This window comes from Allobosea sp. 2RAB26, from assembly GCF_052115465.1.
GTDB lineage: Bacteria > Pseudomonadota > Alphaproteobacteria > Rhizobiales > Beijerinckiaceae > Allobosea.
Map to the genome: position 1 here is coordinate 179,643 of NZ_JBFRGS010000008.1, position 22,606 is coordinate 202,248.

General features: G+C 63.1%; 23 protein-coding genes. 11 read left to right on the top strand and 12 right to left on the bottom strand.

The window, feature by feature from the left end; translation table 11 throughout:
• The first annotated feature begins 49 nt into the window (after positions 1-49).
• Entirely contained in the window at positions 50-274 is a 225-nt protein-coding gene (locus AB4118_RS17660) for a hypothetical protein (RefSeq protein WP_441490955.1), read from the top strand.
• 856 nt (positions 275-1,130) lie between these two features.
• Here AB4118_RS17660 and AB4118_RS17665 read toward each other — a convergent pair.
• The gene (locus AB4118_RS17665; protein ID WP_441490956.1) at positions 1,131-1,478 is read right to left on the bottom strand and encodes a hypothetical protein; all 348 of its coding nucleotides are present in this window, start codon (positions 1,476-1,478) and stop codon (positions 1,131-1,133) included.
• A 254-nt stretch (positions 1,479-1,732) separates the two neighbouring features.
• On the opposite strand from AB4118_RS17665, the gene AB4118_RS17670 reads away from it, so the two are divergent.
• The 4 genes from AB4118_RS17670 (at position 1,733) to AB4118_RS17685 (ending at position 4,897) form a co-directional block, all read left to right on the top strand.
• Positions 1,733-1,984 carry a hypothetical protein gene (locus tag AB4118_RS17670; protein ID WP_069881075.1) on the top strand — a complete coding sequence of 84 codons (252 nt, stop codon included), beginning with the start codon at positions 1,733-1,735 and terminating at the stop codon, positions 1,982-1,984.
• A gap of 115 nt (positions 1,985-2,099) precedes the next feature.
• Complete coding sequence (locus AB4118_RS17675; RefSeq protein ID WP_441490957.1) at positions 2,100-2,339, top strand: hypothetical protein; 240 nt, start codon at positions 2,100-2,102, stop codon at positions 2,337-2,339.
• 204 nt (positions 2,340-2,543) lie between these two features.
• A complete protein-coding gene (locus AB4118_RS17680) occupies positions 2,544-3,188 on the top strand; it encodes a hypothetical protein (protein ID WP_441490958.1) in 645 nt (214 codons plus the stop codon).
• 509 nt (positions 3,189-3,697) lie between these two features.
• A complete protein-coding gene (locus tag AB4118_RS17685; protein WP_441490959.1) occupies positions 3,698-4,897 on the top strand; it encodes a M14 family metallopeptidase in 1,200 nt (399 codons plus the stop codon).
• Positions 4,898-5,004: 107 nt separating this feature from the next.
• Here AB4118_RS17685 and AB4118_RS17690 read toward each other — a convergent pair whose 3' ends face one another.
• The 10 genes from AB4118_RS17690 to AB4118_RS17735 all read right to left on the bottom strand — a co-directional run bounded on the left by AB4118_RS17690 (position 5,005) and on the right by AB4118_RS17735 (position 16,311).
• On the bottom strand, positions 5,005-5,556 hold the full coding sequence (locus tag AB4118_RS17690) for a S41 family peptidase (RefSeq protein WP_441490960.1): 552 nt from the start codon (positions 5,554-5,556) through the stop codon (positions 5,005-5,007).
• Complete coding sequence (locus AB4118_RS17695) at positions 5,492-6,454, bottom strand: hypothetical protein (RefSeq protein ID WP_441490961.1); 963 nt, start codon at positions 6,452-6,454, stop codon at positions 5,492-5,494. The genes AB4118_RS17690 and AB4118_RS17695 overlap by 65 nt, the downstream gene beginning before the upstream one ends.
• 300 nt (positions 6,455-6,754) lie before the next feature.
• A complete protein-coding gene (locus AB4118_RS17700) occupies positions 6,755-7,018 on the bottom strand; it encodes a hypothetical protein (protein ID WP_441490962.1) in 264 nt (87 codons plus the stop codon).
• Between the two features lie 453 nt (positions 7,019-7,471).
• Positions 7,472-7,840 carry a SpoIIAA family protein gene (locus AB4118_RS17705; RefSeq protein WP_441490963.1) on the bottom strand — a complete coding sequence of 123 codons (369 nt, stop codon included), beginning with the start codon at positions 7,838-7,840 and terminating at the stop codon, positions 7,472-7,474.
• Between the two features lie 371 nt (positions 7,841-8,211).
• Positions 8,212-10,845, bottom strand: coding sequence for an autotransporter outer membrane beta-barrel domain-containing protein (locus AB4118_RS17710; RefSeq protein WP_441490964.1), 2,634 nt, complete (start codon positions 10,843-10,845; stop codon positions 8,212-8,214).
• A gap of 573 nt (positions 10,846-11,418) precedes the next feature.
• Positions 11,419-11,676 carry a hypothetical protein gene (locus AB4118_RS17715; protein ID WP_441490965.1) on the bottom strand — a complete coding sequence of 86 codons (258 nt, stop codon included), beginning with the start codon at positions 11,674-11,676 and terminating at the stop codon, positions 11,419-11,421.
• A 300-nt stretch (positions 11,677-11,976) separates the two neighbouring features.
• On the bottom strand, positions 11,977-13,680 hold the full coding sequence (locus AB4118_RS17720; RefSeq protein WP_441490966.1) for an adenylate cyclase: 1,704 nt from the start codon (positions 13,678-13,680) through the stop codon (positions 11,977-11,979).
• Between the two features lie 286 nt (positions 13,681-13,966).
• Complete coding sequence (locus AB4118_RS17725; RefSeq protein WP_441490967.1) at positions 13,967-15,199, bottom strand: HlyD family secretion protein; 1,233 nt, start codon at positions 15,197-15,199, stop codon at positions 13,967-13,969.
• On the bottom strand, positions 15,192-15,656 hold the full coding sequence (locus AB4118_RS17730; protein ID WP_441490968.1) for a hypothetical protein: 465 nt from the start codon (positions 15,654-15,656) through the stop codon (positions 15,192-15,194). Before AB4118_RS17730 ends, AB4118_RS17725 begins: the two co-directional genes overlap by 8 nt.
• A 73-nt stretch (positions 15,657-15,729) precedes the next feature.
• Positions 15,730-16,311 (bottom strand): hypothetical protein, encoded by a 582-nt coding sequence (locus tag AB4118_RS17735; RefSeq protein WP_441490969.1) that lies wholly within the window; start codon positions 16,309-16,311, stop codon positions 15,730-15,732.
• Between the two features lie 354 nt (positions 16,312-16,665).
• On the opposite strand from AB4118_RS17735, the gene AB4118_RS17740 reads away from it, so the two are divergent.
• The 6 genes from AB4118_RS17740 to AB4118_RS17765 all read left to right on the top strand — a co-directional run bounded on the left by AB4118_RS17740 (position 16,666) and on the right by AB4118_RS17765 (position 20,802).
• Positions 16,666-16,902 (top strand): hypothetical protein, encoded by a 237-nt coding sequence (locus AB4118_RS17740; RefSeq protein WP_441490970.1) that lies wholly within the window; start codon positions 16,666-16,668, stop codon positions 16,900-16,902.
• A gap of 41 nt (positions 16,903-16,943) precedes the next feature.
• Positions 16,944-17,435 carry a hypothetical protein gene (locus tag AB4118_RS17745; protein ID WP_441490971.1) on the top strand — a complete coding sequence of 164 codons (492 nt, stop codon included), beginning with the start codon at positions 16,944-16,946 and terminating at the stop codon, positions 17,433-17,435.
• Between the two features lie 16 nt (positions 17,436-17,451).
• Positions 17,452-18,243 carry a polyphosphate kinase 2 gene (gene ppk2 / locus AB4118_RS17750; RefSeq protein WP_441490972.1) on the top strand — a complete coding sequence of 264 codons (792 nt, stop codon included), beginning with the start codon at positions 17,452-17,454 and terminating at the stop codon, positions 18,241-18,243.
• A gap of 35 nt (positions 18,244-18,278) precedes the next feature.
• Complete coding sequence (locus tag AB4118_RS17755) at positions 18,279-19,337, top strand: sensor histidine kinase (RefSeq protein WP_441490973.1); 1,059 nt, start codon at positions 18,279-18,281, stop codon at positions 19,335-19,337.
• 9 nt (positions 19,338-19,346) lie between these two features.
• Positions 19,347-19,958, top strand: a complete 612-nt coding sequence (locus tag AB4118_RS17760) for a response regulator transcription factor (protein ID WP_441490974.1) — start codon at positions 19,347-19,349, stop codon at positions 19,956-19,958.
• 163 nt (positions 19,959-20,121) lie between these two features.
• Entirely contained in the window at positions 20,122-20,802 is a 681-nt protein-coding gene (locus AB4118_RS17765; RefSeq protein WP_441490975.1) for a hypothetical protein, read from the top strand.
• A 97-nt stretch (positions 20,803-20,899) separates the two neighbouring features.
• Here AB4118_RS17765 and AB4118_RS17770 read toward each other — a convergent pair whose 3' ends face one another.
• Positions 20,900-22,594, bottom strand: a complete 1,695-nt coding sequence (locus AB4118_RS17770; RefSeq protein ID WP_441490976.1) for a SulP family inorganic anion transporter — start codon at positions 22,592-22,594, stop codon at positions 20,900-20,902.
• Positions 22,595-22,606: the final 12 nt, after the last annotated feature.

The window sequence follows — 22,606 nt, forward strand, 5'->3', positions numbered from 1 at the left end:
CGTCATTCGCGGATAGCCGCGAGCTTGAAACCGTGCGGAGGAAAACGCCATGGAAACGGAGACTGAACGCAGGGCCGAACGGCAATCGGCGACGCGGGGCGGCGACCCGATCTCTCCTGTGCGCGCCGACGATCACTCGGCCGCCCATCCCGCACAGGAAACGCCCGTCGAAGCACGGCAGGGTTTCCTTGGCCGCCCGGTCCTGAAGGTTCTGATCGCAGGGCTCGTCCTGGCAGTATTGGCCTGGATTGTGGTCGCGCTCCTGGCCCCCTGACCGGCGGCTCGCAGATGCCCCCTGGACTGCTTGCCCCTGAGCCGAGGCCTGCCGATGCCTCGCCTGCTCCGATCCAGATAACAAAAACCCGGCCCCCTTTAGGAGAGCCGGGCCAAGTTTGGGGTCACTAACTCGTCCTGAACTACGCGCCGCGAACGATTTGGTTCCAATGGCCGATGCGCGATGAGCGCGCTCCGTTTCCACGGCGTTCTGCCATCAGATAAGCGCCCGGCGACAGTCGCGATGACGTGATGACGCTCGACTGCGCTGTGATCTCTGGCTGCGACAATGCGTCGTATATTGCGGTTATTGCCGAGGTTGAGGGGGCAATATCGTCTCACCTTTCACGATGAGGTGTAGTGATGACCTATGTACTTCGTCTTTCACTGGCTGCTCTTGTCTTACTGCCGCTCGCTGGATGCATGGAACAACAGGCGAGCCGCACGATGTCTACCCCCACGACAACATCCTCCATAGCAACTTGGCATTATAAGCCTGCTCCCGATTCAGTGAAGCTGATGGAGGAACGCACGTTCTGACGGCGCGATCGCGGAGCGGACCTTCCCGGGGTTTGTGAAGCGATGGGTCCGGAACAGCGTTTCCCTGTGACGTTCTGCTGCCGCCGGATCGTCGTCGCCCAGCCTGAGCGTATTCATCCACCTCGAGACCTTCCCCCATCGCTTGCGCCATGGCCGCGTCGCGTTTTCCGGCCGCAGAACCAGAACGAGCCCGCTGCACCATTCGGCGCAGCGGGCATAATCGGCGCCTATGAGCGGTCGTCCCCGGCGTGTCCGGCTCCGGCCCCATGGCCCAGATGCTTGCGCTGCGGGGCCTCGAAAGATCGGCCCCCAAGTCGTCAGCGCTGCGTGAAGAAGGTCAGCAGGACCTTGCCCTTTTCCCCGATCAGGCACAGGAACCGCCGCGGTTTGTCCGTGCGATCGGTGCGCAAATAGGCTTCGCCCATGATGATGCGTGTGATCGGCGTATCCCCCACCTTGGTTTCGGAGGTGGCGATCGTCGCCCCGTCCTCGTCGATATAGATGTCCTTGATCTCTGGCTCCCGCGCCGAGATCGTATGGAGCGCCGTGGCCTTGCAGGCGACGATCTCGGGTGAGGACGGATTTTCTGCCGGAGCAGTCTGGCTGGACGCCGCCCCCGAGAGCAGCGCCAGCGCAATCAGGCTACGGAAAGTCGTACGGATCATGATCAGCACTCTGTTGAGGTCGAGGCTAAACGCATGATCCTGGCGCCGGTTCAAAAATGCCCGACACCGGACACTCCATCCTCGCCGACGCACGGGCTCGCCGCGCTCTAGCCGCAGGCCGCAGGGGCGCCCTCCGAGACTCCATCGATCACGGCCAGGTGAGCGTATCGCAGACACGCATGGCCGCCGAGATTTTGACTCGCACTCGCTCGAGAACATAACTAGAACAATCGAAGACCGCGGAGATTCACGCCATGAATGTCGACACCTTCATCATCCAGGAATTCGTCACCCGCCGGAAACGGCTGGTGCCGGGCAACAAGACGCCCGCCAAGACCAAGCACCATGCCCTGCGCGATGCGGAGCGGCTCGCGGGGCGGGCGGAAGGCGTCGCCGTCATCCATGTCGTGGCAGATGACGAGACCAGCGAACTCAGCTCGATAGAGGTTCTCGCCCGCCATGGCGCCATTCCCGAGGAGTTCGAGGAAGGCATCAGGGCCGCATGATATATCCCAAGGGGTCTAGGGTCTTAGGGCTTGGAAGACACCGGCCGTAAGTCTCTACCCGCGCACGCTCAGGCTGCATCATGCTCAGCGGCTCCCGCAGCTGGCGGTGATCGTTATGCAACCTGTCTATGACGACCTGATCCTTCGTGCGCGCAAAGCCGTCGTGTTCCTCAAGCAATGTGGTCTCGATCACAGCGCCGAAATCGTCGATGAGATGGTCGACGCGCTCAATGAGCTCACAGAGAGGGTCTCGCTGCTGATTGCCTTGAACGTCTCGCTCCAGACGGGGCAGGACAACGAGGCGGGCCACGGCCAGCTGGGAGAGCCTGGCCCTTTTCCCAATCCGGACAGCTGAGCGCTCTCCCGGGCCAGCCCGGTGCCAAGGCGCATCCCAGGACGTTCCCGAGAACCCCTGTGAGATCGCGGGAGCAAGGGCATCGGGAGCGGAGTGTGCGCGCCTGCGTCAGATCAAGGCGGAGAGGTCCTACCTCATGCCGCCCCATCAGCGATGTAGAATCCGATGGCCGAGGCACATGCCAGTACGATCGATAGCTCGAGAATGCCCATTGTCGCCTCCGAGGTTTGCTCAGCTTCAACTGCGGCAGCACTGCCCAAGTTCCGCCGCATCATCGCCCAAAATGAGAAAATTCTCCAGCCCTTTCGAAGCGACGGGCTTCTAGCGTTCTCCCGCAAAGCTGATTGCCACAGCTATGGAGCCGAGGATCAGAAGAAGCGTCGGCAGAGTGGCAGTGGACCGAGCGGCTTCGATCGCCTCTTCATCGTTCACCGCATCGATGAAGCTGAGAAGCAGCATGACGGCGTTTGCAAGCGCCAAAGCCGCCCCACCGAACCGCAAGACTTCGCGCGAAGAACCATTCATTACCCTTCTCCCGCAACCGACACCATCACGGCAGTCGAGCGAGGAGGCATTGACCTATCACAAACCGTCGGTCAGGGGCCTGTCAGGCCGGCAACCGTCGGGTCAATCTCGATCGACTGCTCTGCGTCGACGCGAGCGGCGATAACCGGCGAAAAGGTCGAGATCGCCCGGACTACTGGAGCGCAGCCCGGCGAAGCGAATTGCGCCGAATATCCGGGCGAGCTCTTTTGTGAAGGCCTGATCAGGGATGCCGGAGAGTTTTCCGTCCGCTTCCGCTGCCGCTCGCAGAGCCTCCCTCACCTGATCGCAATGCGTCCGTCCTGAGCTCGGCGAGCGTGGCATTCGCCTCCTCGGCCGTGTCGGCCCCCGCAAGCGCGATTTGCCCCCAGGGCCACGATCACGGTCGCTTCCAGCGCGGTGATGCATCCCACCAGGTCCGTTAGCTCAGCCGATCTGCAGGGATCGCCTGAACCTGCCATTTGCGCATTCCTCTCGGGTTCGAGCGACACCCCTGAGGGCACACGCCGAAGCGGAGTTGGATCGTTGCCAGCGATGGCCGGTGCTGGCGACCGCAAGGACGGTCCAACTGCTTCCAGCCATCGCCAGGGCTGGAAGACCAACGGCACGTGCGGCGATTGGTTCCGATTGCTGGGAGAGCCCTGCTTGCGGCATGACCGCCTTGCCCGGCATCGTGCTCGCCCTCCTGTCGACCGCATGCAGAGAGCGACAGAATACCAGCCCCGCAAGAGCGGCGGCGTCTCGCCCGGATCTTGCGTCGGCGCCGGGCCGGGAGCAGACCGTCCCCATCGCGTACGACATAAGGACCGATCGCCATGTCAGACGAAACAGACAGCCTCGATCGCCGTGACTTCATGAGGGCAACCATTGCCTCGGTCGGCGCGTCGGCTGCCCTTGCGGCCCATGCCGGCCCCGCACGAGCTCAGGCCGCTTCGGCGCCGGCGGCCCGCTCGGCCCAGGCCGCGTCGCGCGGGACGGTCTTCACCGGAGACGTGATCGGCGGGAAAAGAGTGATCAGCGCACTCGACCTCGAGGACCTCGCGCCCGGCAGGCACCTTTTCTATTTCCAGGGCGTGCAGATGCCGACGGGGCAGCACTGGTACGTGTCCGTGATCGTCGCCAAGGGAGCGAAGCCAGGCAAGCGCATCGCGCTCATCAGCGGTGTGCACGGCGACGAGATCAGCCCGATGCACATGATCCAGTCGGTCATGGCCCAGCTCGATCCGGCCACGATGTCGGGCAGCGTCATGGCGATTCTCGATGTGTCGCGTCCGGCGCTGGAGGGCATGGCGCGCCGCTGGCCCAATTCCGGACGGGGCATAGATCTCATCGACATCAATCGCGAATGGCCCGGAAATGAAAACGGTGCCAGCGCGCCCAGCCGGCATGCCGGCTTGCTGTTCAACAGGCTGTTCAGGCCGAATGCCGATTTTGCGATCGACTTCCACACGGGGACCACCGGGATGGATCTCACGGGGTTCCATCTCGCCCGAATGGACCTGCCCGAGGTCAGGGCCATGGCCGAGCTCTATCCGATCGACCAGATATTCGACAATCGCGCCTATCCCACACTGCTGGCGAACGCCCTGATCGACGCAGGCATCCCAGCCTTCACGCCCGAGATCGGGGCTGCGCGCATTCTGGACCACGGCCTGATCCCGCTCTTCGCAGAGGGCACGATGAATGTGCTGAAGCATCACGGCATCATTGCCGGTCCGATCGGGCGCACCGGCCGCGATTCAGGCGTGTTCCTCGCCAATAGCGGGCACACCATTCTTTCAACCCATGGCGGCTTCGTCGAGCTCCTGGTCAAGCTGAAGGACCAGGTCAAGATTGGGCAGAAGGTCGCCATCCAGCGCAATGCATTCGGCGAAGTGGTCGCGGAATATACCTGCGATGTGGCGGGCGAGGTCTGTGGCCGGCGCACGGACGCCACGGCCGAACCCGGTACACCACTCGTGTTCATCTTCTACAACGCTGCGCCCGCCGAAGCCCCGGTCGACTATTCCGAGTAGGCGCCAGCGGCCCCGCTGATATCGCTCCGGGCCGAATGGCTTGACGCCGGCAGCCCTGGAGCGGAGGCGCCCAGGCCGGCTCGCCATCGCGCCCGAGCCGCTCGCGCCTATTTGCCGGTAGCGATCAGCCGCATGACCTCCGACATCACGGGATCCTTGCCGGCGGCATAGTCTGCGAAGGTCGGTGCAACCGTCAGCGTCGGCTGGAGCGATCCTGCAGGCACGGCATAGGCATAGTTCAGCAGGAAGCACGTCATGATCTGCGAAAGGCTGCAGCCGTTCTCCCAATCGTGATAGGCCGTCGTATAGCGCAGCGTCAGTTTCGTGTTCGGCAACAGGGTGGTTCCGCCCTCACCCCAGAACTGGGACCGATCGCCCATCGCCTCTCCGATCAGGAGCGCGCGGGAGCCGGCGAAATATTTCAGCCGTGCCGCGGTGCTGATCGCCGCGGAGAAGGTGTTTGCGCTGGTCAGAATGAAGAGCCTGCCACCCGGCGGCAGAAGTTCAGGCAAACGGCGCGAGAAATCCGCGGTCAGGACATAATCGCCGCCGCGATTGAAGCGCAGGTCGACGACGGCGTTTCGAATTGATTTCTTAGCGGCATCGTCGAGCATGTCCGATAGATACCGGGATGCCGAGACCGGTCCCTTGTCGCTCATCCGGTTGATCTGGACATAGAGCAGGTCCTGCGCCGGATAAATATGCCAATAGTTCTCCTCCAGGGCGCGAGAGATAGAGCGGCAGAGCAACGCCGTCGAGGACGTGCCGCCATTCGGCCGCCCCAGCGACTGGCGCAACGGGGCTGAGATGGCGCTTCGGCCAAAAATTGCCACTCAACGGCGCCTGGCTGGCAGGCAGCGCAGCAAGCTTTGCCCGCCTCATACTCCCATCTGCGGCCCGGATGTCGAACGTGCTGCTGCTTGCCGTGTCGGCGAGTCCGGCGGCATGGAGCAGTTCAGGCGAGATCAGGAAATTCGGCACGAACTCCTTCGACAGATTGGCGGGGCCGCCGACATAAGGGCGCAGCGCCTCCACCAGCGCTTTGGTCGGGCGCTCGTTTGTGCCGAGGATCTGCCCTCCGAGAAGATGACGCAGGTTGTCGGCGGCCGCGATCACGAACAATCCGTCAGAAAACCATCCCAGGCGAATGGGCGCAGCGTTGAAGCCATGATCCCCTGCCATCCCGATGATGTTGGTATGGCCGTTATCGGCTAGGGCCACGGCCTTCGCCGTCGCCATCGCCATGCCCGCCCTGTCGAGCTCACCTGCCCGCTGCTCGATCGCATCGAGAGCTCGCCCATACGCCGCGCGGGTTTCGCTGGTGAAGCTCCGCTCAACCTCGGGCAAACGCCGCAGATGCGCCAGATCCTGGCGATTCCTTTCGGCCTGGGAAGCGGCGGCTTGAAAATCCGTCTTGGGATACGGCTTGAGCGTCGGATAAAGAATGAGGCCGAGCGGCAGCAAGACGAGAACAAGCAATGCCGCTATTGCGATGAGGGAGACCTTGATCCAGCGCCGCCGCAACGACCGCTTGGGGGCATCACCGTCTCGTCGCATTGACCTGGCCAATCCCAAAAGCACCCTGTCGATCACGTGGCTATGGCATGGCCTCGGTCCGCTCCGCCAGCTTGAACGCAAAGGTTGTAGCCGGATGCGAAACGCGGCTGGCGCGTGTTGCAATAACGACGCGAATCCGTGGCTTCATCACCGGTCCGCTCAGGTGCGCCGGCCATGGCGGGAGAGCTCCCGCAAGACCCGGCCGATGTCTCCAAGTGCGGACCGATACGAAGTCCATACGGGCCGAACTCGCTGGATCAAGCGGGGCCTAAAAATCGAGTCACGGCATCGGATCTGAAATCATTTCGGAAGGCACTCCACATGATAGGCAATGATGATCTGTCCCGGGCTGGCCTTCCCGATGCTCTTCAAATCCTCCAAACCGCTTCTAATCTTGTCTCCAGCCTCCCTTAAACTGTCGTCGAGCTTCGATTTTGCGGACAGGCATCGCTCTTCCGTCGAGAATTCCTGGAACACCACGCTCGGGCGCAGCCTCCATTCCGCCCTGTCGTTTGTCGCGGCAGGGTTGACCGAGTAGGAGAAGACATACATCAGAATCCACATCGGCATGCTCCACTGGTGGCAGATGATCCCCGTGCGGCGGCCAAAGCCGCCTGGATTGCCTTGATCGACGCGCCTCTGTCCGGTCGAGCGCCGACAGCGCGCATGACCATCATGATCTCCGTGGCCTCGTCAGGCGACGTATGCTTGGTCGGTTCCAGACGAGGGAATACAAGGGCTCAGGAACCTCAAGTATATCGGCAGCGAATACCCGAGATATCCGGTGCATCGTTATAGCCCCTCCGGGGACGCATCGTAAGGCGTTTTTCGGGCGTCCCCCCCGCAAGGTGAGCCCGCTGAGCCGCAGTGCCGGCTTTCGCTCGAAGAGGATATCCGTCTGCGGCCTGCATCGCACATGTGATGTTGCAGCCGCCTGCCGTGGCGCAGCCCTGGGCTGCTGATTGTCCTCCCTCAACGGACCGGCCCTGCTCCGTCCATTACGTCGGACCGTCGCAATCAGCGCGCGGCTTCCAGCCACGCCAGGGCTTGCGCCCTTTCATCGAAGGGAAATTGCCGAACCTCCGCTGCAACGAAGTGCTTGGCGATATGCGGCATGATCTTCAGCAACTCGCTATCGGTCACCGCCGCGATGCGATCGATCTTGCGGTGGTGATCCCTGACGAAGCGGAGATGGGACACGAGCGCGCCGAAGCTGTCCCAGCCCGGAAAGGCCTTTGCGCGGATCATCACCCCGGCGAGCCTGCCATGGGATGCGATGAACGGATCGACCTCCCGGGCGATCCGCTCAAAATCGGCCTGTTCAATCGGCCCGTCCGGCGAGAGTACAAGGACAGCCTGGTCGCGCAGCAATTCGAACTGGATCATCGTTCCCTCCCGATCTGGCGTTCGAGGCGGTCCCTCGCAAACCCTTGGCGTCTTCCTCCGCCAGGAGCCTGTGAGCACATGTCATGGAGCGCATGCGGTTCGCATGAGGTAAGCGGCCCCCTTGCGGGTCTGGCTCAGATAATCGCTGAATCCCTCCGATGGTTCCATGAGCTTCCGCTGCGCCGGATCACGGCAACGCGGACAGGCCCAACGCCAATGGCTCTTGCGTTGATCCTGAGACCAGGCCTCCCCTTGGGCCGGCCGCGACCAACGCGAGCGGCCTCTTCCGCGCCGCCGAATTCCGTCTCGACGTCGACCGCAGATCAGGCGGCGCGCAAGGCGGTCTCTATCGACCGGGTCCGATCGGCAGCCTAGAAGCTCACCTTGACCAGCGCCTGTCCGCCGAGGCGATTTGCACTTGCTGCGAGTTCACCATCGAAGCGAGCGCCCAGGGTTACGGCTGGCGTGATCTTCAGATCGAGCCCGGCCGCCAGGAGCGCACTGTTGCGGGGAGCGCGCGCGCCATCGATCGCAAACCCTGAACCCGCGAGACCGCTGATCGTGGCGCTCAATCCGGCTTCGCGCTGATAGTAATGCGCCCAGCCAGCCCGGAGATAACCGGCAACCGGGAGGCCGTTCACAGCCCCGCCGAGATCAAGCTGCATTCCGAGCTCGCTTCGGCTGGTGACGTCGCTCCGCCGAGCCAGGCTCAACGCGGCGGCACTGGCGCCATTCCAGCTCGCCTCGGTCACGGCCGGGCTGCGGACCTGGATGGCCTGCAATGCTGCCACGGGTGAAAGCGTGACGCCGGACCACTCAAACAGAGCGGCGCTGGCCTGCAGGCGCCCGCTCCAGGCGTTGCTGCCATAGGACGATGAAAGGCTGGAAGCACCGAGAGCCGGCACGGCCCGGTTCACATCGTTCTCCAGGCGCGCATAGGCCAGGGCAGCAGCCAGGTTGACCGGTCCGAGCTTGGTCATGCCGTAGATGCCGGCCTGGAAAATGTCTGCATCAGCCTTTCCGAGCCCGCCCGAGAGCGATGCGCGGGCGCTGCCGCCGGCCACGGCGAAGCCGACGGTACTGCCAGGGCCAACGCGAAGGTCGGCACCGACGGCGAGATGCACGTCGTCGACATTACGCTTGGCCGAACCGTCCCGGGCTCCTCCGTCATTGCGCCCTACGGAGCCGAGCACCGCCCCCCAGACCGAGTATGCGGGGGCGTCGAGGAAGGCCGGCCGAGCCGGTTCGTCGCTTCCCTTGCCGCCCAGCGCCGAGAACGTCGCGGCGCCATGGCCTGCCCCGCTTCGCCCGGCGCTCGCCGGGTTCAGCATGGCGTGGAGGAACTGGTCCGCGGCGGCATTGGCCATGGCCGGCACCGACGTATGGGCTTCGCCGGAAAGCTGGTTCACGGCAGCGGGTATCTCGGCTGCCGGCAGGTTGTAGATCGCGAACAGCGGGGATGGATCGGCACCGGCAGCGACGGCCCGATCGATCGCACTGGCAATCGAGAAGCCGCTGAACATCCTGGCGCCAAACATGCGCGGCGACAGGCCTCCCGGGGGAGCTGCCGGCGGCGTGACGATCGGCACCAGCGGTTTTGGCGTCAATGTCAGGAGGACGTCGTTGCTGGTGTAGGAGATGGCCGTGGTGACGCCGTCGCCGAACGTGCCGGATGTTGCCTCGGTGCCGAAGCGGCTTCCTCCGAGCCCGCCCGCGGCCGAGAGCAACGTGTAGGGGCTGGAGAATGTGTACGCGCCGCCAAGCGGCACGATCCTGAGCGTACCGGCGAGTGCTGCAGCGCCCGTGACGTTGACGCGATCCGAGACCGCACCCTGTACCTCGGCGAGATAGCTCGATCCGGCGGCCAGCGTCAGGCTGCCGTTGACGGTAAGCGTGCCGGGCGAGTTGCCGGGAGCGAGCGTGCCATTGACGATCATCGCGGGAATCTGGCCGGAGCCACTCAGCGTAGCGCCAGGCGAGACGGTCACGCTCGACGAGGATGCGATCGAACCATTCACGACGAGCGTGCCGCCGGTCACGAGTGTCGCGCCCGTATAGGTGTTGGTGCCGGCCAGGGTCAGCGTGCCGCTGCCCATCTGCGTGAGCGTGCCGCTTCCGGAGATGACGCCGCGATACGAAACGGTGTTCGATCGGTTGACGATCAATGCACCCGCATTGCTGATCGAGCCGACAAAGTTGCCGGTGCCGCCGATCCAGCCGGTCGTTCCGCCATTGCCCAGCTGCAACGTGCTGCCAGCTCCGATGAAGACGTTGCCTCGGGTGCTGTTCGTCGCGGTCAGCGTGAGCTTGCTCAATCCAAGATGCGAGAACGTCCCCGGGCCCGAGATGCTCCCGGCATAGGTCACATCATCGGATCGTTTGAAGATCAAGCTGCCATAGTTCGTCACGTCGCTGGTGATCGACCCCGTATTGCCGTTATTGCCGATCTGCAGGGTGGCGCCACTCGCGATCCCGGCGCCCCCGGAGAAATCACTCGCGCCGGTCAGCATCTGGGTGCCGCCATTGATCGAGATTCCGCCGGTGCCGCGGATGGCGCCGGAAAAGATGCCGCTGGCATTGTTGACCATAAGGCTCGCGGGTCCGAGCCGGACCTCGCCGCTGCCGTTCAAGGCCTTGACCTGCGCAGAGGCTGCCCCGCTCACGTCAAAAACACCATCGACGGTGATGCCGCTCGACTGGTTGATGCGGCCCTGACCTGTCAGCGCAAGGGTGCCGCCAGCCGCAACACTCGTCGCGCCCGTATAGGTGTTCATGCCGCTCAAGGTGAGGGTGCCGGCGCCGGTCTTGTTCAGGCCGCCGGCCCCCGCGATGTCGCGGGCGAACGTCGTGTCGAAGCCGTTGGTGTCAATGGTGCCGCCAGCGGCATCAAGGCTTAGCGCCCGCCCCGTCGAGAGGTTGAAGCTCGTATCGAACCGGAGCGTGCCGCCGTTGAAGATGACCCCATCGCCAGACGGACCGACATCGGCATCACTCGATACCGGCAAGAGGCCCGGGCCAATCGTTATGTCTGCGGCCGATGCCGGGGGAACCATGACGCCTGCAATAATACAGGCGGACAGCAAACTCGCGACAGACGTAGTTGAGCGCAGACCCCTCGATATCGCCTTCAGGCCGCAAGGTAATACAGGCGAAAACGAGATCACAGGCGCCGATAGCACCTGATAATTACATGGAACCGCCACAGAAAGCCCCCAAAAGACAGCATTTTTCTTTTCGGACTAGCACGCACGTTGCCGTGCAACCAACCTGGAATTAACGGATCGATAACGATTGTGACTGGCTGTTCACAGCCAATCCGACGGAACCCACCTGCCCTGCGGCGAGCGCTTCGCGCTGCCGCAGGAGTTTGATTTCATCCTGTTTCGCCAAGGCGCAGATCCAGACACCGCAAGCCACGGCTTGACCTCTTCGAAATCCACCGGCTTCCAGCTCATGTCGAAGGCCGCCGCCTCCGGGCCATAGATCCAGGATCGCTATGACAATGGTCCCGGTGAGGCGTTAAGTGGCTGGCAAACCAGCGCGAGAACGGGTCATCCCATGGCGAATACGAGCGGTCATCACGAGTGGTGGTGGACGGGCGCTTCGCTTTGCCTGAGTTCCCACTCCTTCAACGCATGAAACGCCGCGATATTTGCCTGTCCCTCGTCCATTGCCCTCTGCATTTGGCCGCTTTGCATCATGTCGTAGCTTTCATAGATGGCATCCATCGTGCAGCCCTTGGGGCTGTTGCACGAACCCTGACTGGGCAGAGGAACCCAGGCGGCCAGTACGACTGTCCCTGCCACCAAGACTGCGCGGTTGATCAGCTTGCTCATCGTCAAAGCCTCCACGCTCGGTCCGCGCATTGAACCTTGCAGGCTGCCGCGCGAGCCGTATCTATTCGTCGCCCTGAGTGCAGTATATACCTATGTTCGATTTCACCATCTGCGGCGAATTCTCGCAGCTTACTGATCAAGAGCCCTCGATCGGAAGAACATTATCCCAGCTTTCCCTGCTGTCTTTCTTTTCGATCAGGATTTTGCGGAGCGCCATCGTCTTCAGCTACTCGTCTCCGCCCCGCAATGCCCAGAGCGCTGCGCCGACGGGGCTCCAGTCGGATAGCTCGCCGCGACGGCCTAATTCGCATGGGTAAGACGCTGCCGGAGCGGAAAACCGGCGAGCCGGGCGCCTTCGATCAGGGCGGCGCGATCCTTTTCGTTGAAATTGCGCTTGGCGAGCTCCGCACCGAGATTGGCGAAGAAGTCGGGGCGCAGCTTGAGAAACTGCGACCGGCTCGCGGCTGCCTCTGCGTCAAGACCGGCGCGCGCATAGATGAGTGCGGCCACGAAATGATAGAGCGAGAAGCTGGCGAGGTCCGCCCGCCGGATCAGTGAGAGCGCCATCTGGTCGTCATTCAGCATATAGGCAGCGAGCGCCTGCATCCCAACATAGTAGCTCGATCGGACCGGATTTCTTGCAACCGCTTCATCGAGCAGATCAAAGCCGCGCTTCCACTGACCTGCCTGCGCAAGGCGGCTGCCATATTCCCCGAGCAGTTCCATGTCGTTCGGGTTGAGAGCCAGCGCCCGCTCCCCGATCCGCAGTGCCTCGGCCGGCTCCTGGTTGAAGAACAGCATCGTCATCAGAGCCTGTTGAGCCCGCACATTCTCTGGATCGAGCTCGACCGCACGCAGGGCCGCGTTGCGGGCTCTGGAGATCGCATCCGGGGGTCCTGGCCGACGGTTCAGCCGGAAGCGGTCCTCATCGAGATAGAGATAGGACAGCATGGCCCAGCCCGTCGAATAGCTGGGGTAACGTATAGTCGTCTGTTCCAGGCATTGCCGCGTCGCGATGTGCTCGTCCTGACCCAGGCTTTGCCTGTACCGGTAGAACCGGAGCATGCACTGATAGGCATCGAAGCTCTCAGGCCTGCCGTCCTCCGCCTTCACCTGCGAGGTATCGAACACGATGCCATAGGGTTGTGCGACGGCCGTGGCGACCTTGGCGGCGATATCGGATTGGACGCCCAGGACGTCGCTGACGCGCAAATCCGCATCATACGCCCGCGACCAGAGGATCGCCGCCGTGGCGCCATCGAGCAGGCGGCTGGAGACCCGGAGCTTTCCCTCAGAGGTGCGTATGCTCCCTTCCAGGACGAACTCCCTGCCCGGCCTGCCTCCGGCCTCCGGCGCGGGGAGCACGGACGTCGGCTTGCCCGGCGACTCCCGCACATAGACCGACAATTCCTTGAACCTCGCCAGCTGGACGAGCACCTCTTCGGTGATGCCCGCAGCGAGCAGCCCGGCCTCGGAGCCGGGAGAGAGATTGGCGAAGGGCGCCACGACGAGGGCTGGCCGGACCGGGCCGTCCGCCCGATCGCTGCGCCAGACCTGCCCCATCCCGACGCCGACGACGACCAGCGCCATGGCGCCGATCAGCGCCCAGACCCAGGGTGCCCGCGGCTTCGTCCTGGCCGAGACGGCTATAGCCGCGGGCTGCGCCCTCTGCCCGTGCTCGACCGATGGATCGAGCGACCGCCATGAGAAATGCGGAACGTAGCCGCCCTTCGGAATTTCGATGAGCACGCGATCTGCCTGCCCAGCGACAAGATAATAGCGCTCCATCGCGCGTCTGAGACGCCCGGCTTCAATGCGGACGACGGGATCATTCTGAATATCGAAATGTGAATCGCGGCCCAGAACTTGGGTCGCTATCGAATAGGCCTTGATACGCTCGGCACGGCCCGCAAGGGTCTCACTGGTAACATAGCTTAGAAACCGTCTGATCCGGTCGGATACCTTGAACTCCGGACTTGCCAGGATCAGTTCAAGTTGTTCCATAATATCTCTAGATGATGGGCCGCTCCCATCAGAGCTCAGAAAGGCCCTGCCAGAATTTCTCCGCTGCATGGACTTGGCCTCCCCCGACCAATATCTCCACGTACAGGTCCGAAATCCGTAACAAATTTAAGAAGTCGCGGCGGGAGCTTACGCCTGCCCGACGGTTTCGGCCACCGTTTTTATGGGGATCTCGTGCGGCCGCTATGCCCTGCGAGAGCCAATTGCCGCGATCTCTGCGCATTGCGGGCGCGAGGGACGACGATCGATCGGTGGGTGAGCTGCCGGATCAGTGTCCGGTGAAGACCAGTGTTTGAATGGGCAGGACCAGCGCCTGGATCCTCAGCAGCATGGCATGAACAAGCGCGACCGCATCGACCGCATGAAGGAGGACCTTTTTGACGGATCCAGTTTCTTTGGACTCGATGCGATCGTGATTGCTGGAATAGGCGTTGGCGATGCAGCTGCTGCCTGGCGTCACGCCGTCGAGCCCATCGGGATAGAGCGGCTCGAGAAATGTCAGGATCGTGCCGGGCCGGGCGATCTGCTGAACATCGATCAACTGCTCGCCGCCGCGAAACTGCCCGGCTGCGATGAAGTCCTGCACCCCGGTCACCACCATCGGAATGACGACCCAGGGCTTCGAGATGCAGGTGGCTTCGGCCACCATGCCGACCTTCATGACCTGCGCTTCGATCTGGGAGAAGCCCGCCTGCAACGAGGAACGTCCGGCTTCCTCAGGGATCAATACGCCGCCCGGGCGCAGAAGCGGGTTGACGATGTCCCCGACACGAAGCGCAAATTGTTCGACACGCCCGGACACTCCGGCTCTGATCACGGTCTTTTCGAGATCGACCTGGGCTTGGGCCAGCGCCGCCTGAGCACTTTCCCTCTCCGCCGGCAGCAGCGTCGAGATCCGTGTTTGCGCCGTGTCTCGCGCCGCGGTCGCCGAGTTCACAGCGGCTTCCTTCCCGGCGACGAGGACTTGCAGCCGCTCGATCTCGCGCTGTGCGACGACATCCGCGTTCCGTCGCATCAATTCCTGTTTGGTCCGCAATTCGTCCTGCGCCTGCTGGAGGTCACTCCTCGCCTCCTGGATCTTGGATTCGTTCGAGGCGAGCTCGGACCGGGCGACAGCGAGCGCAGCGTCGGCCTCGATAATCTTGCGGCGGGCGGTTTCGGCCGCCGCTTCCTGCCGGCTGCTATCCAGTCTGAAGATCGGCGCGCCTTTTTCGATCCTGCCGCTGAGTCCGACGAAAACCTCGGCGACCCGCCCATTGATCTCGGGCACGATCGGCACCGCCCTGAAGAACAGGGTCGCGTTCGTAGTCGAGGGGTGATTGTAGAAGATCACCGTGATCAACCCGATGGTCAGCATCGCGCAGGCCGTGATGCCCCAGCGCAGCTCGAACCAGACCGAATAGAGCGTGATCTCCTTGCCGATCCGACGGCCTTGACCGTAGCGGCGAAAGAGGTAGTCCGGCAGGATCGTCAGAAGCGAGCAGAACATGAGCTCAAGCATGGGTCGGCTCCTTCTTGCGCCCATGCTGCTCCGCCCCTTGATCTGTAGGCATCTCCTGGGAATCGGACGGGTCTGGTGGCTCGGTTGTTGCTCCCCCGCCTCGGCGGGGCGTCGAACCCGCAATTCGCTCGAGAGCGTGAGCCATGCGACCGAAGAGGCCGGAGAAATCGGGCAAGTCGATCAGCGCCAGCAGGAGCCCTGCCACCCAGAACAGGTGGATATGGGTGAACAGCGCCAGAAGCCCGAGGACCGCGACAATCTCGAACTGGAGCTTCTGCGACTTGTGCGCCATCCGCTCCGGCAATGTGTGCAGCCGAAAGAAGATGATGCCAACCGTCAGGATCGCGACGAGGAGCAGCACCGCCATCGCGACCATGAGATAGTCGGTCTCTCCCGGAGCCGTGATGAAGGGCGGCAAATGGTCCGGGGCAGCAGGATGAATATTCGGCGACGCCATGGCTTCCCCATCCGACCCTGAACGCTATCGCAACGGTATCCGTGTCAGGCGCGGAACGCCAGCCCGCGCCGGCTCACTTCAGCGTCACCTGGAACGCCTCGGTAAAGACGAGCTCGATCATGTCGCCGCGCTTCAGCTTCTGGAGATCGGTGGCAAGGACGGGGTCTGCAACCGGCAGGGAACGCCGACCATCCGGACCGTCGATCGTGACAACCTTCTTGGCAGCGTCGAAGCCGTTGAACTTCGCCGTCACAGTCGCAGTACGGGTCACAAATCGTGAGGGGAGGTTCTGGAAAACCGCATCCGACTTGCCCTCGGAGTACCGGACGCCGGGCTTGAGGCCCTTCTTGCCCCTGGTGACGGCCGCGATCGCCCCGTCGATCCGCCTGATCTCGAGATTATCTCCGACCTTGACCTTGGAGAGATCACCGAAGATCTCCGGCACCTCGACGAGCCAACGGTGGCTTCGCTGCTGCACGATCATCGTGCGATTGGGCCGGTCGACTGCCGCAACCTTGACATTGAGTTCGTCGATGGCCGCCGGGCCGACGCCTGCGACGATGACCGTCTGCGCTCTGGCCGGCTGGCTGCCGGACCAGGACGCCACGCCGGCAAGCAGGGCAAAGGCAAGCGACCAGTTCTTCAATGTCGTCATGGCGTGGCCTCCGGGTTCGCCCGCTTCCGCCGAATACGGCATCCTGCTTCATTCGCCCGCGCGGTTGCGGCTGGGAGCGGGACTTCGGTGAAGGGGCAAGGATAGGCGACGGCCCAGGGGAGCGGGAGTAACTAACGGGAGGTTACGCCCGCATGATGCTGCCCGCCGGCCCAGGCGCCGCGCAATCCGCCACAGGTCCCGCCCCTGTCGATCGGGTTCGACTGGCCGCACGCGTCGTTTGCGGTCGCCTGGCGAGCGTAGCCTCCCGTTAGTTACTCCCGCGGACGCGATCTTTCTCCATAGTGGTCGCAACGTAGCGCTCGTCGGCGGAGTACCGTTGCGATGGATCAGGGCGTGTTGGCTGCCATTCGGCATCTTCCGGCCCATGGAAGGTCGATCAAGGAAAGAGCACTTCGAAGCGAGAGTTTCCGTGCGCTCTGCGCAGACCTGGCCGAAGCCGAGCGCGCGCTTGCGGAGTGGGAGAGTTCGCTGCTGCCCATCCGCAAGGCCCGCTGCATCGAGTACCAACAGCTCATCGAGAGCCTCGAAGCCGAGCTCAAGGAAACCCTCGGTCGTCCGGACGGCGTCTGACCAAGCAGGCAATCGCGATTTCGACTGGAGAGGAAACGGCAATGCCCCAGACCGCGGCGCACGGCGCGAAAGCCGACATTCTCGCCGACGAGAGTTTCATGTCGGCCGACGACCTGAAAGTCTACATGGCGGACATCGAGATGGCGAAGGCATCCAAGATGCTGGGTGCCATGGATAAGGCCGAGGAGGCACGCCAGAAGCTGATCAAGACGCTTGCGGAAGAGGTCGAGGTCAATGCCGAGCTGATTGCCCGGATCAAGCACAACCTCGCAGTGAAGACGCGCGCGGCTGCCGAGCGTGGCGAGCGCGAGGTCATGGTGATGCGGTTCCCGAGCGCGCTGTGCAACGACAAAGGCCGTGCGCTCAACAATTCAGAGGCGGACTGGCCGACGACGCTCACCGGACGGCCGCGCCAGGCCTATGAATTCTGGAAGGAGCATCTGAAGCCCGCGAATTATCGGCTGCGCGCGATGATCATCGACTGGCCGGGTGGGCTGCCCGGCGATGTCGCCTTCTTCCTGGCCTGGTCCTAACCGGGAGGGCGTGATCATGGATGCTCCTGTCAGCAAGGCCATGAAGCGAGAGCCTTACGAGCGCCAGTTGAAGGAATTTCATGGCGAACTGGTCAAGCTCCAGGAATGGGCCAAGCATACCGGCGCCAAGATCTGCATTATCTTCGAGGGCCGTGACGGCGCCGGTAAGGGCGGTGTCATCAGGGCGATCACCGAGCGGGTGAGCCCGCGGGTCTTCCGCGTCATCGCGCTTCCTCCGCCGACCGATCGCGAACGCTCGCAGATGTACGTCCAGCGCTATCTGCCCCATCTGCCGGCCGCCGGCGAAGTCGTGATCTTCGATCGCAGCTGGTACAACCGCGCCGGCGTCGAACGGGTGATGGGGTTCTGTACGGAGGAACAGGCCCAGGCCTTCCTGTTCGCAGTCCCGAGCGTCGAGAAAGTCATCGTCGAATCCGGCATCATCCTGCTGAAATACTGGCTTGAGGTCAGCCCGAAGGAGCAGACGCGCCGGATCGAGGAGCGCATCACCGACCCGCGCAAGATCTGGAAGCTGTCGCCTATGGATCTGAAATCCTATGGCCGCTGGAATGACTATTCCCGTGCCCGCGACGACATGTTCCGGGCAAGTGATACGAGCTGGGCGCCCTGGTTTGCCGTCCATTCCGACGACAAGCGCCGCGCCCGGCTGAACATCATCTCTCATATCCTGTCCTCGATCCCCTACGAGGCGCCGCCGCGCGAGAAGATCAAGCTGCCGAAGCGCCAGAAACTGGACGACCACCAGGAAACGAGTTTCGCGAGGCACTGGGTCGCGGAAACCTGCTGAAACGCAACGGGTGAGGCAGCGACAGGGAGGCTACATTGCAGCGCTCCGAGGCGGCACTGGGCGTTCGACTTCCCGCGGGGGCGCAGGCCGCCACGGTGACGCTGCGTGCTGTCCGGCACCGATACCTGATCCTGTGCGGGGTCTTCGTCCTGGCCGTGATTTCCGGCCTCCTCCTCAATCTCGTCCTCGGCTCCGGACCCGGCGAGGTCTCGCAGGCGCTCCGCTACTCGGACATGGTCGCGCGTCAGCCCACGGCCTGGGAGCAATATGGCTGGCCGATCGCAGGGTTCTCGATCGCGCTGTTCCTGCAGGCAGTCCTGATCGTCCTGCTGCTCTTCGAACGCCAGCGACGCGCTGCTGCAGAGCGGGAGGCAAGTCAGTTCCTGTCCGAAGCCATGACGGTCGAGCGGCGGATTTCGCTCGGAGAAATGTCTGCGTTCATCGCGCATGAACTCAAGCAACCGCTCAGCGCAATCCTCATCAATACCGAAGCGGCCGAGATCATCCTCAGGAACGCAGCCCCCAGCATCGCGGACCTTCAGGACATCGTCGCGGATATCAAGCGGGACGAGATGCGCGCGGTCGAGATCATCGACCGCGTGCGGAACATGATCCGACCGACACGGTCGCCCACCCGGACGATCGATCTGAACCGCTGTGTCCGCGATACGTTCCGGCTCGTTTCCAGCCGTGCAGCCGCCAACGATATCGTCCTGAAAGCAGAGCTGGACGAGAGACTTCCGGAGATCCCTGCCGATGCCATCCAGATTCAGCAGGTGATCCTCAACATCACCATCAACGCACTCGATGCCATCATCGGCAGTGGCGGCTCTCGACGGGAAATCGTCGCAAGGAGCGTGGCCCGTGGACGAAACATCGTCGAACTATCCATCATCAACGACGGACCGTCGGTCCCGCCCCATGCATTGGGGAAGCTCTTCGATGAGTATTACACCACGAAGGCCGATGGCATGGGCCTCGGACTGGCGATCAGCAGGAAGATCATTCTCGCGCATCGCGGGCGGATCTGGGTGGCCAACCGCGATGATGGCGGGGTCGCCTTCCATATCCATCTCCCCGCCATGAAGACATGAAGGGCCTCCATGCCAGCCAATATCTACCTCGTCGATGATGACACGTCCTTCAGAACCGCAATGGTTCGTTTGCTCGAAGCCTCAGGCTTCCAGGCGAAATCATACGGGACCGGAGCCGAGCTCCTGGACCAGCTTCCCGACGAAGGAACGGACGGCTGCATCCTGCTCGACGTCGATATACCCGGCGTAAGCGGGCCCGACCTTCAGCTCCGCCTGAATGCGGCCGGATCGCGATTGCCGGTGATCTTCCTGACCGGTCACGGCGACATTCCAACCAGTGTCCGCACGATCAAGGCGGGCGCAGAGGATTTCCTGACAAAGCCAGTCACCAAGGACGTGCTGTTCGATGCGATAGACCGGGCGCTGGCCCGGTGTCGTCGCACCAGGCACGATGACAATGGCGCCGTCTTGCGAGCCCTTCGGCTCGGCAGCCTCACCCCGCGGGAGCGCGAGGTCTTCGCTCTTGTGGCGAGAGGCCGGATGAACAAGCAGATCGCTTACGAACTCGGAACCACCATTCGCACCGTCAAGGCTCACCGGCACAATGTGATGGAAAAGATGGCCGCACGCTCGATAGCCGAGCTTGTCCTCTCCGCGGAGCAACTGGGCCTTATCTCGTAGCAATGACTTGCGATCAGTCGGGCAGAGTCAGCCTTGTATCGTGTCCGTGCAGTTCGATTGCCACCGCAACAAACCAATGGGAACCTGGCGCCTGACAAAACGGCGTGTTTCCCGGAGATTCGTCAGCGTTCTGGAGCCGTTTTGAAAGAAGGGTTGGACCACGATGACAACCGACCCCCTAGCGAGTGGCTACAACCCGCATCCGGCAAAGGGCCTGAAGACCCCGAGGGCTGCCGCCGCCGCCGGGATCCTGTTTTCGGTGCTGCTGCTGACCTCGCTTTTTCTGATCCTCGACACCGTGCGGCTGGACCCGCGAGACCCTGGCGACTGGCTGGGTCCGCAATCCTGGAAAGTGTCGCTCGCGCTCAACCTGATCCCGTTTGCGGGCATCGCGTTCCTGTGGTTCGTCGGTGTCCTCCGCGACCGGATGGGAGCGGCCGAAGACAAGCTGTTTGCAACTGTCTTTCTCGGAAGCGGCCTCCTGTTCATCGGCCTTCTCTTCGTTTCCGCTTCGTCGGTCGGGGCGATCCTCATCGCCTATTCCGCGGTTCCCAGGGACCTGCCGGGGTCGATGACCTTCATGCTGGCGCGGTCGCTCGCCTATCACCTGACCAGCATCTACGCATTGAAAATGGCGGGCGTCTTCTTGATGACGGCCTCGACGATCGTCCTGCGCACCGGAATTGCCGCACGCGCAACGGCGATCACAGGGTATATCGCCGCCGCCATCATCCTGATCGGCAGCCAATTCCTAGATTGGACCGTGATCATCTTCCCGGTCTGGGTCTTCATCGTCAGCGTCGACATCCTCATTCGGGAGGCCCGCTCGCGGGCGGCCGGTTAGATCATCGAACCGGAAACCGTATCCGGTCTGATGATCTAACCCTTTGTGTTTGCATCGGCTTTCCCAAAAATCGGAATCCACTTTTCGGGCCGATGCCCTAGATGCCCTCGCCTGCTGGAATGACGCGGCGCTCGGCTTCAAAGGCGCCGACGGCATCCTGAAGCTCGTCGAAAATCAACCCTGGCCCAATCGCATCGAGAAAACCCGATCGCCTGAGGATGTCCATCGGATCCCGGTGCAGCTCCGCGACGGCCAGCGTCACGCCGCGCTCTGCAAGCCACCCCTGCAGCTCACCGAGCATGACCGCAGCAGTTGAATCGATCTGGGCGATCGCGCTGGCGTCGATCACGAGCCAGCGCGTCCCCGGCGGTGCCGCATCGACGATACCCTCGATCCGGGCTTTGACGTATTCGGCATTGAAGAACAGCACGTTGCCCTGAACCAGGTAGATCACCAGCCCTGGAACGGGCCGCGCCTCCTGTACCCGATGAAGTTTGTAGAAGCCCGGCCTGCCGGCAGCGCGCCCGAGCAAGGCATCGCGCGGTCGCATATCCTTGAGCAGCAGATGAAGCAGGGTCCCGGCAATGGCGATCACCACGCCGCTCAACACCCCCAGGCTGATCGCTCCCCACATGCTGATCAGCGCAAAGACGAACTCGACCCGGCTGATGCGCCAGGTTTCCCTCAAGCCGGAAATGTCGATGAGATTCAACGCCGCTGCGACCAGAATGGCGCCCAGCGCCGGCACCGGCAGCACGCGCAGCGCCTGATTGAGGTAGAGCAGCAGCGCCGTCAGCGCGCCGGCCGCAACCAGCCCGGCCAGTTGCGATCGTGCTCCGGCAGCCAGGTTTATCGCCGTACGCGAATCCGAGATGGTGACCGGAAAGCCGCTGAACAATCCCGATGCGATATTGGCCGCGCCGATGCCGACGAGCTCGCGGTTGGCATCGATCGGAAAATTGCCGCGCACCCCGAAGCTGCGCGCACTGACGAGCCCGGCGCTGACGCTGACGAGCCAGACGGCCCCGGCGCCGAGCACGAGTTCGCGCCGCGGCAAGGCAGCCCCGGTGGGAAACGACAAGGCCGGGAGTGTGTTTGGCAGGCTGCCGACGACCTTGATACCCATCGCCTCGAAATTGAACAGATGGGAGGCGATGGCTGCAACGACGACGACGACGAGAGGCCCCGGGATCGGAAAGCGCAGGCGTGGCAGGATCAGCAGAAGCGCCAGCATCGCCGCTCCCAGCGTCACCGATGGCCAATGGATCAGATCCGATCTTCGCAACAGTTCCAGGACTGGGGCCAGCAAGCCGTCGGCGTCGATCTTCACGCCGGTCAGCCGACCGATCTGGCCCACCATGATCGATATCGAGATGCCGCTGATGAATCCGATCAGGATCGGCCGGGACAGGAAGGCCGCGATGGCGCCGAGGCCGACCGTGCTGGCAAGAAGGCTGAGGATGCCGACAGCCAATGCAAGCGCCGCAGCAGTGGCGACCCGCTCCTCGGGAGAGCCGGCAGGCATCGCGGCCATGACTGCGGCAAGAACCGTCATCGTCGCCGCATCGGGGCCAAGCATGAGCTTGTGGGAGGGCCCGAAGAGCGCATAGCCGACGAGCGGCAGGATGCTCGCATAGATCCCCACCTCGACGGGCAGCCCTGCGATCGCGGGATAGGCAATGGCGCTCGGGATCGCGACCGCTGCCACCGCCAGGCCTGCGGTCACGTCAAAGCGCAGCCAATCGGGGGAGAAGCCGGAGAAGCCGCTCAGGATTGGAAGGCGACCGAACATCATTGCTTCCTT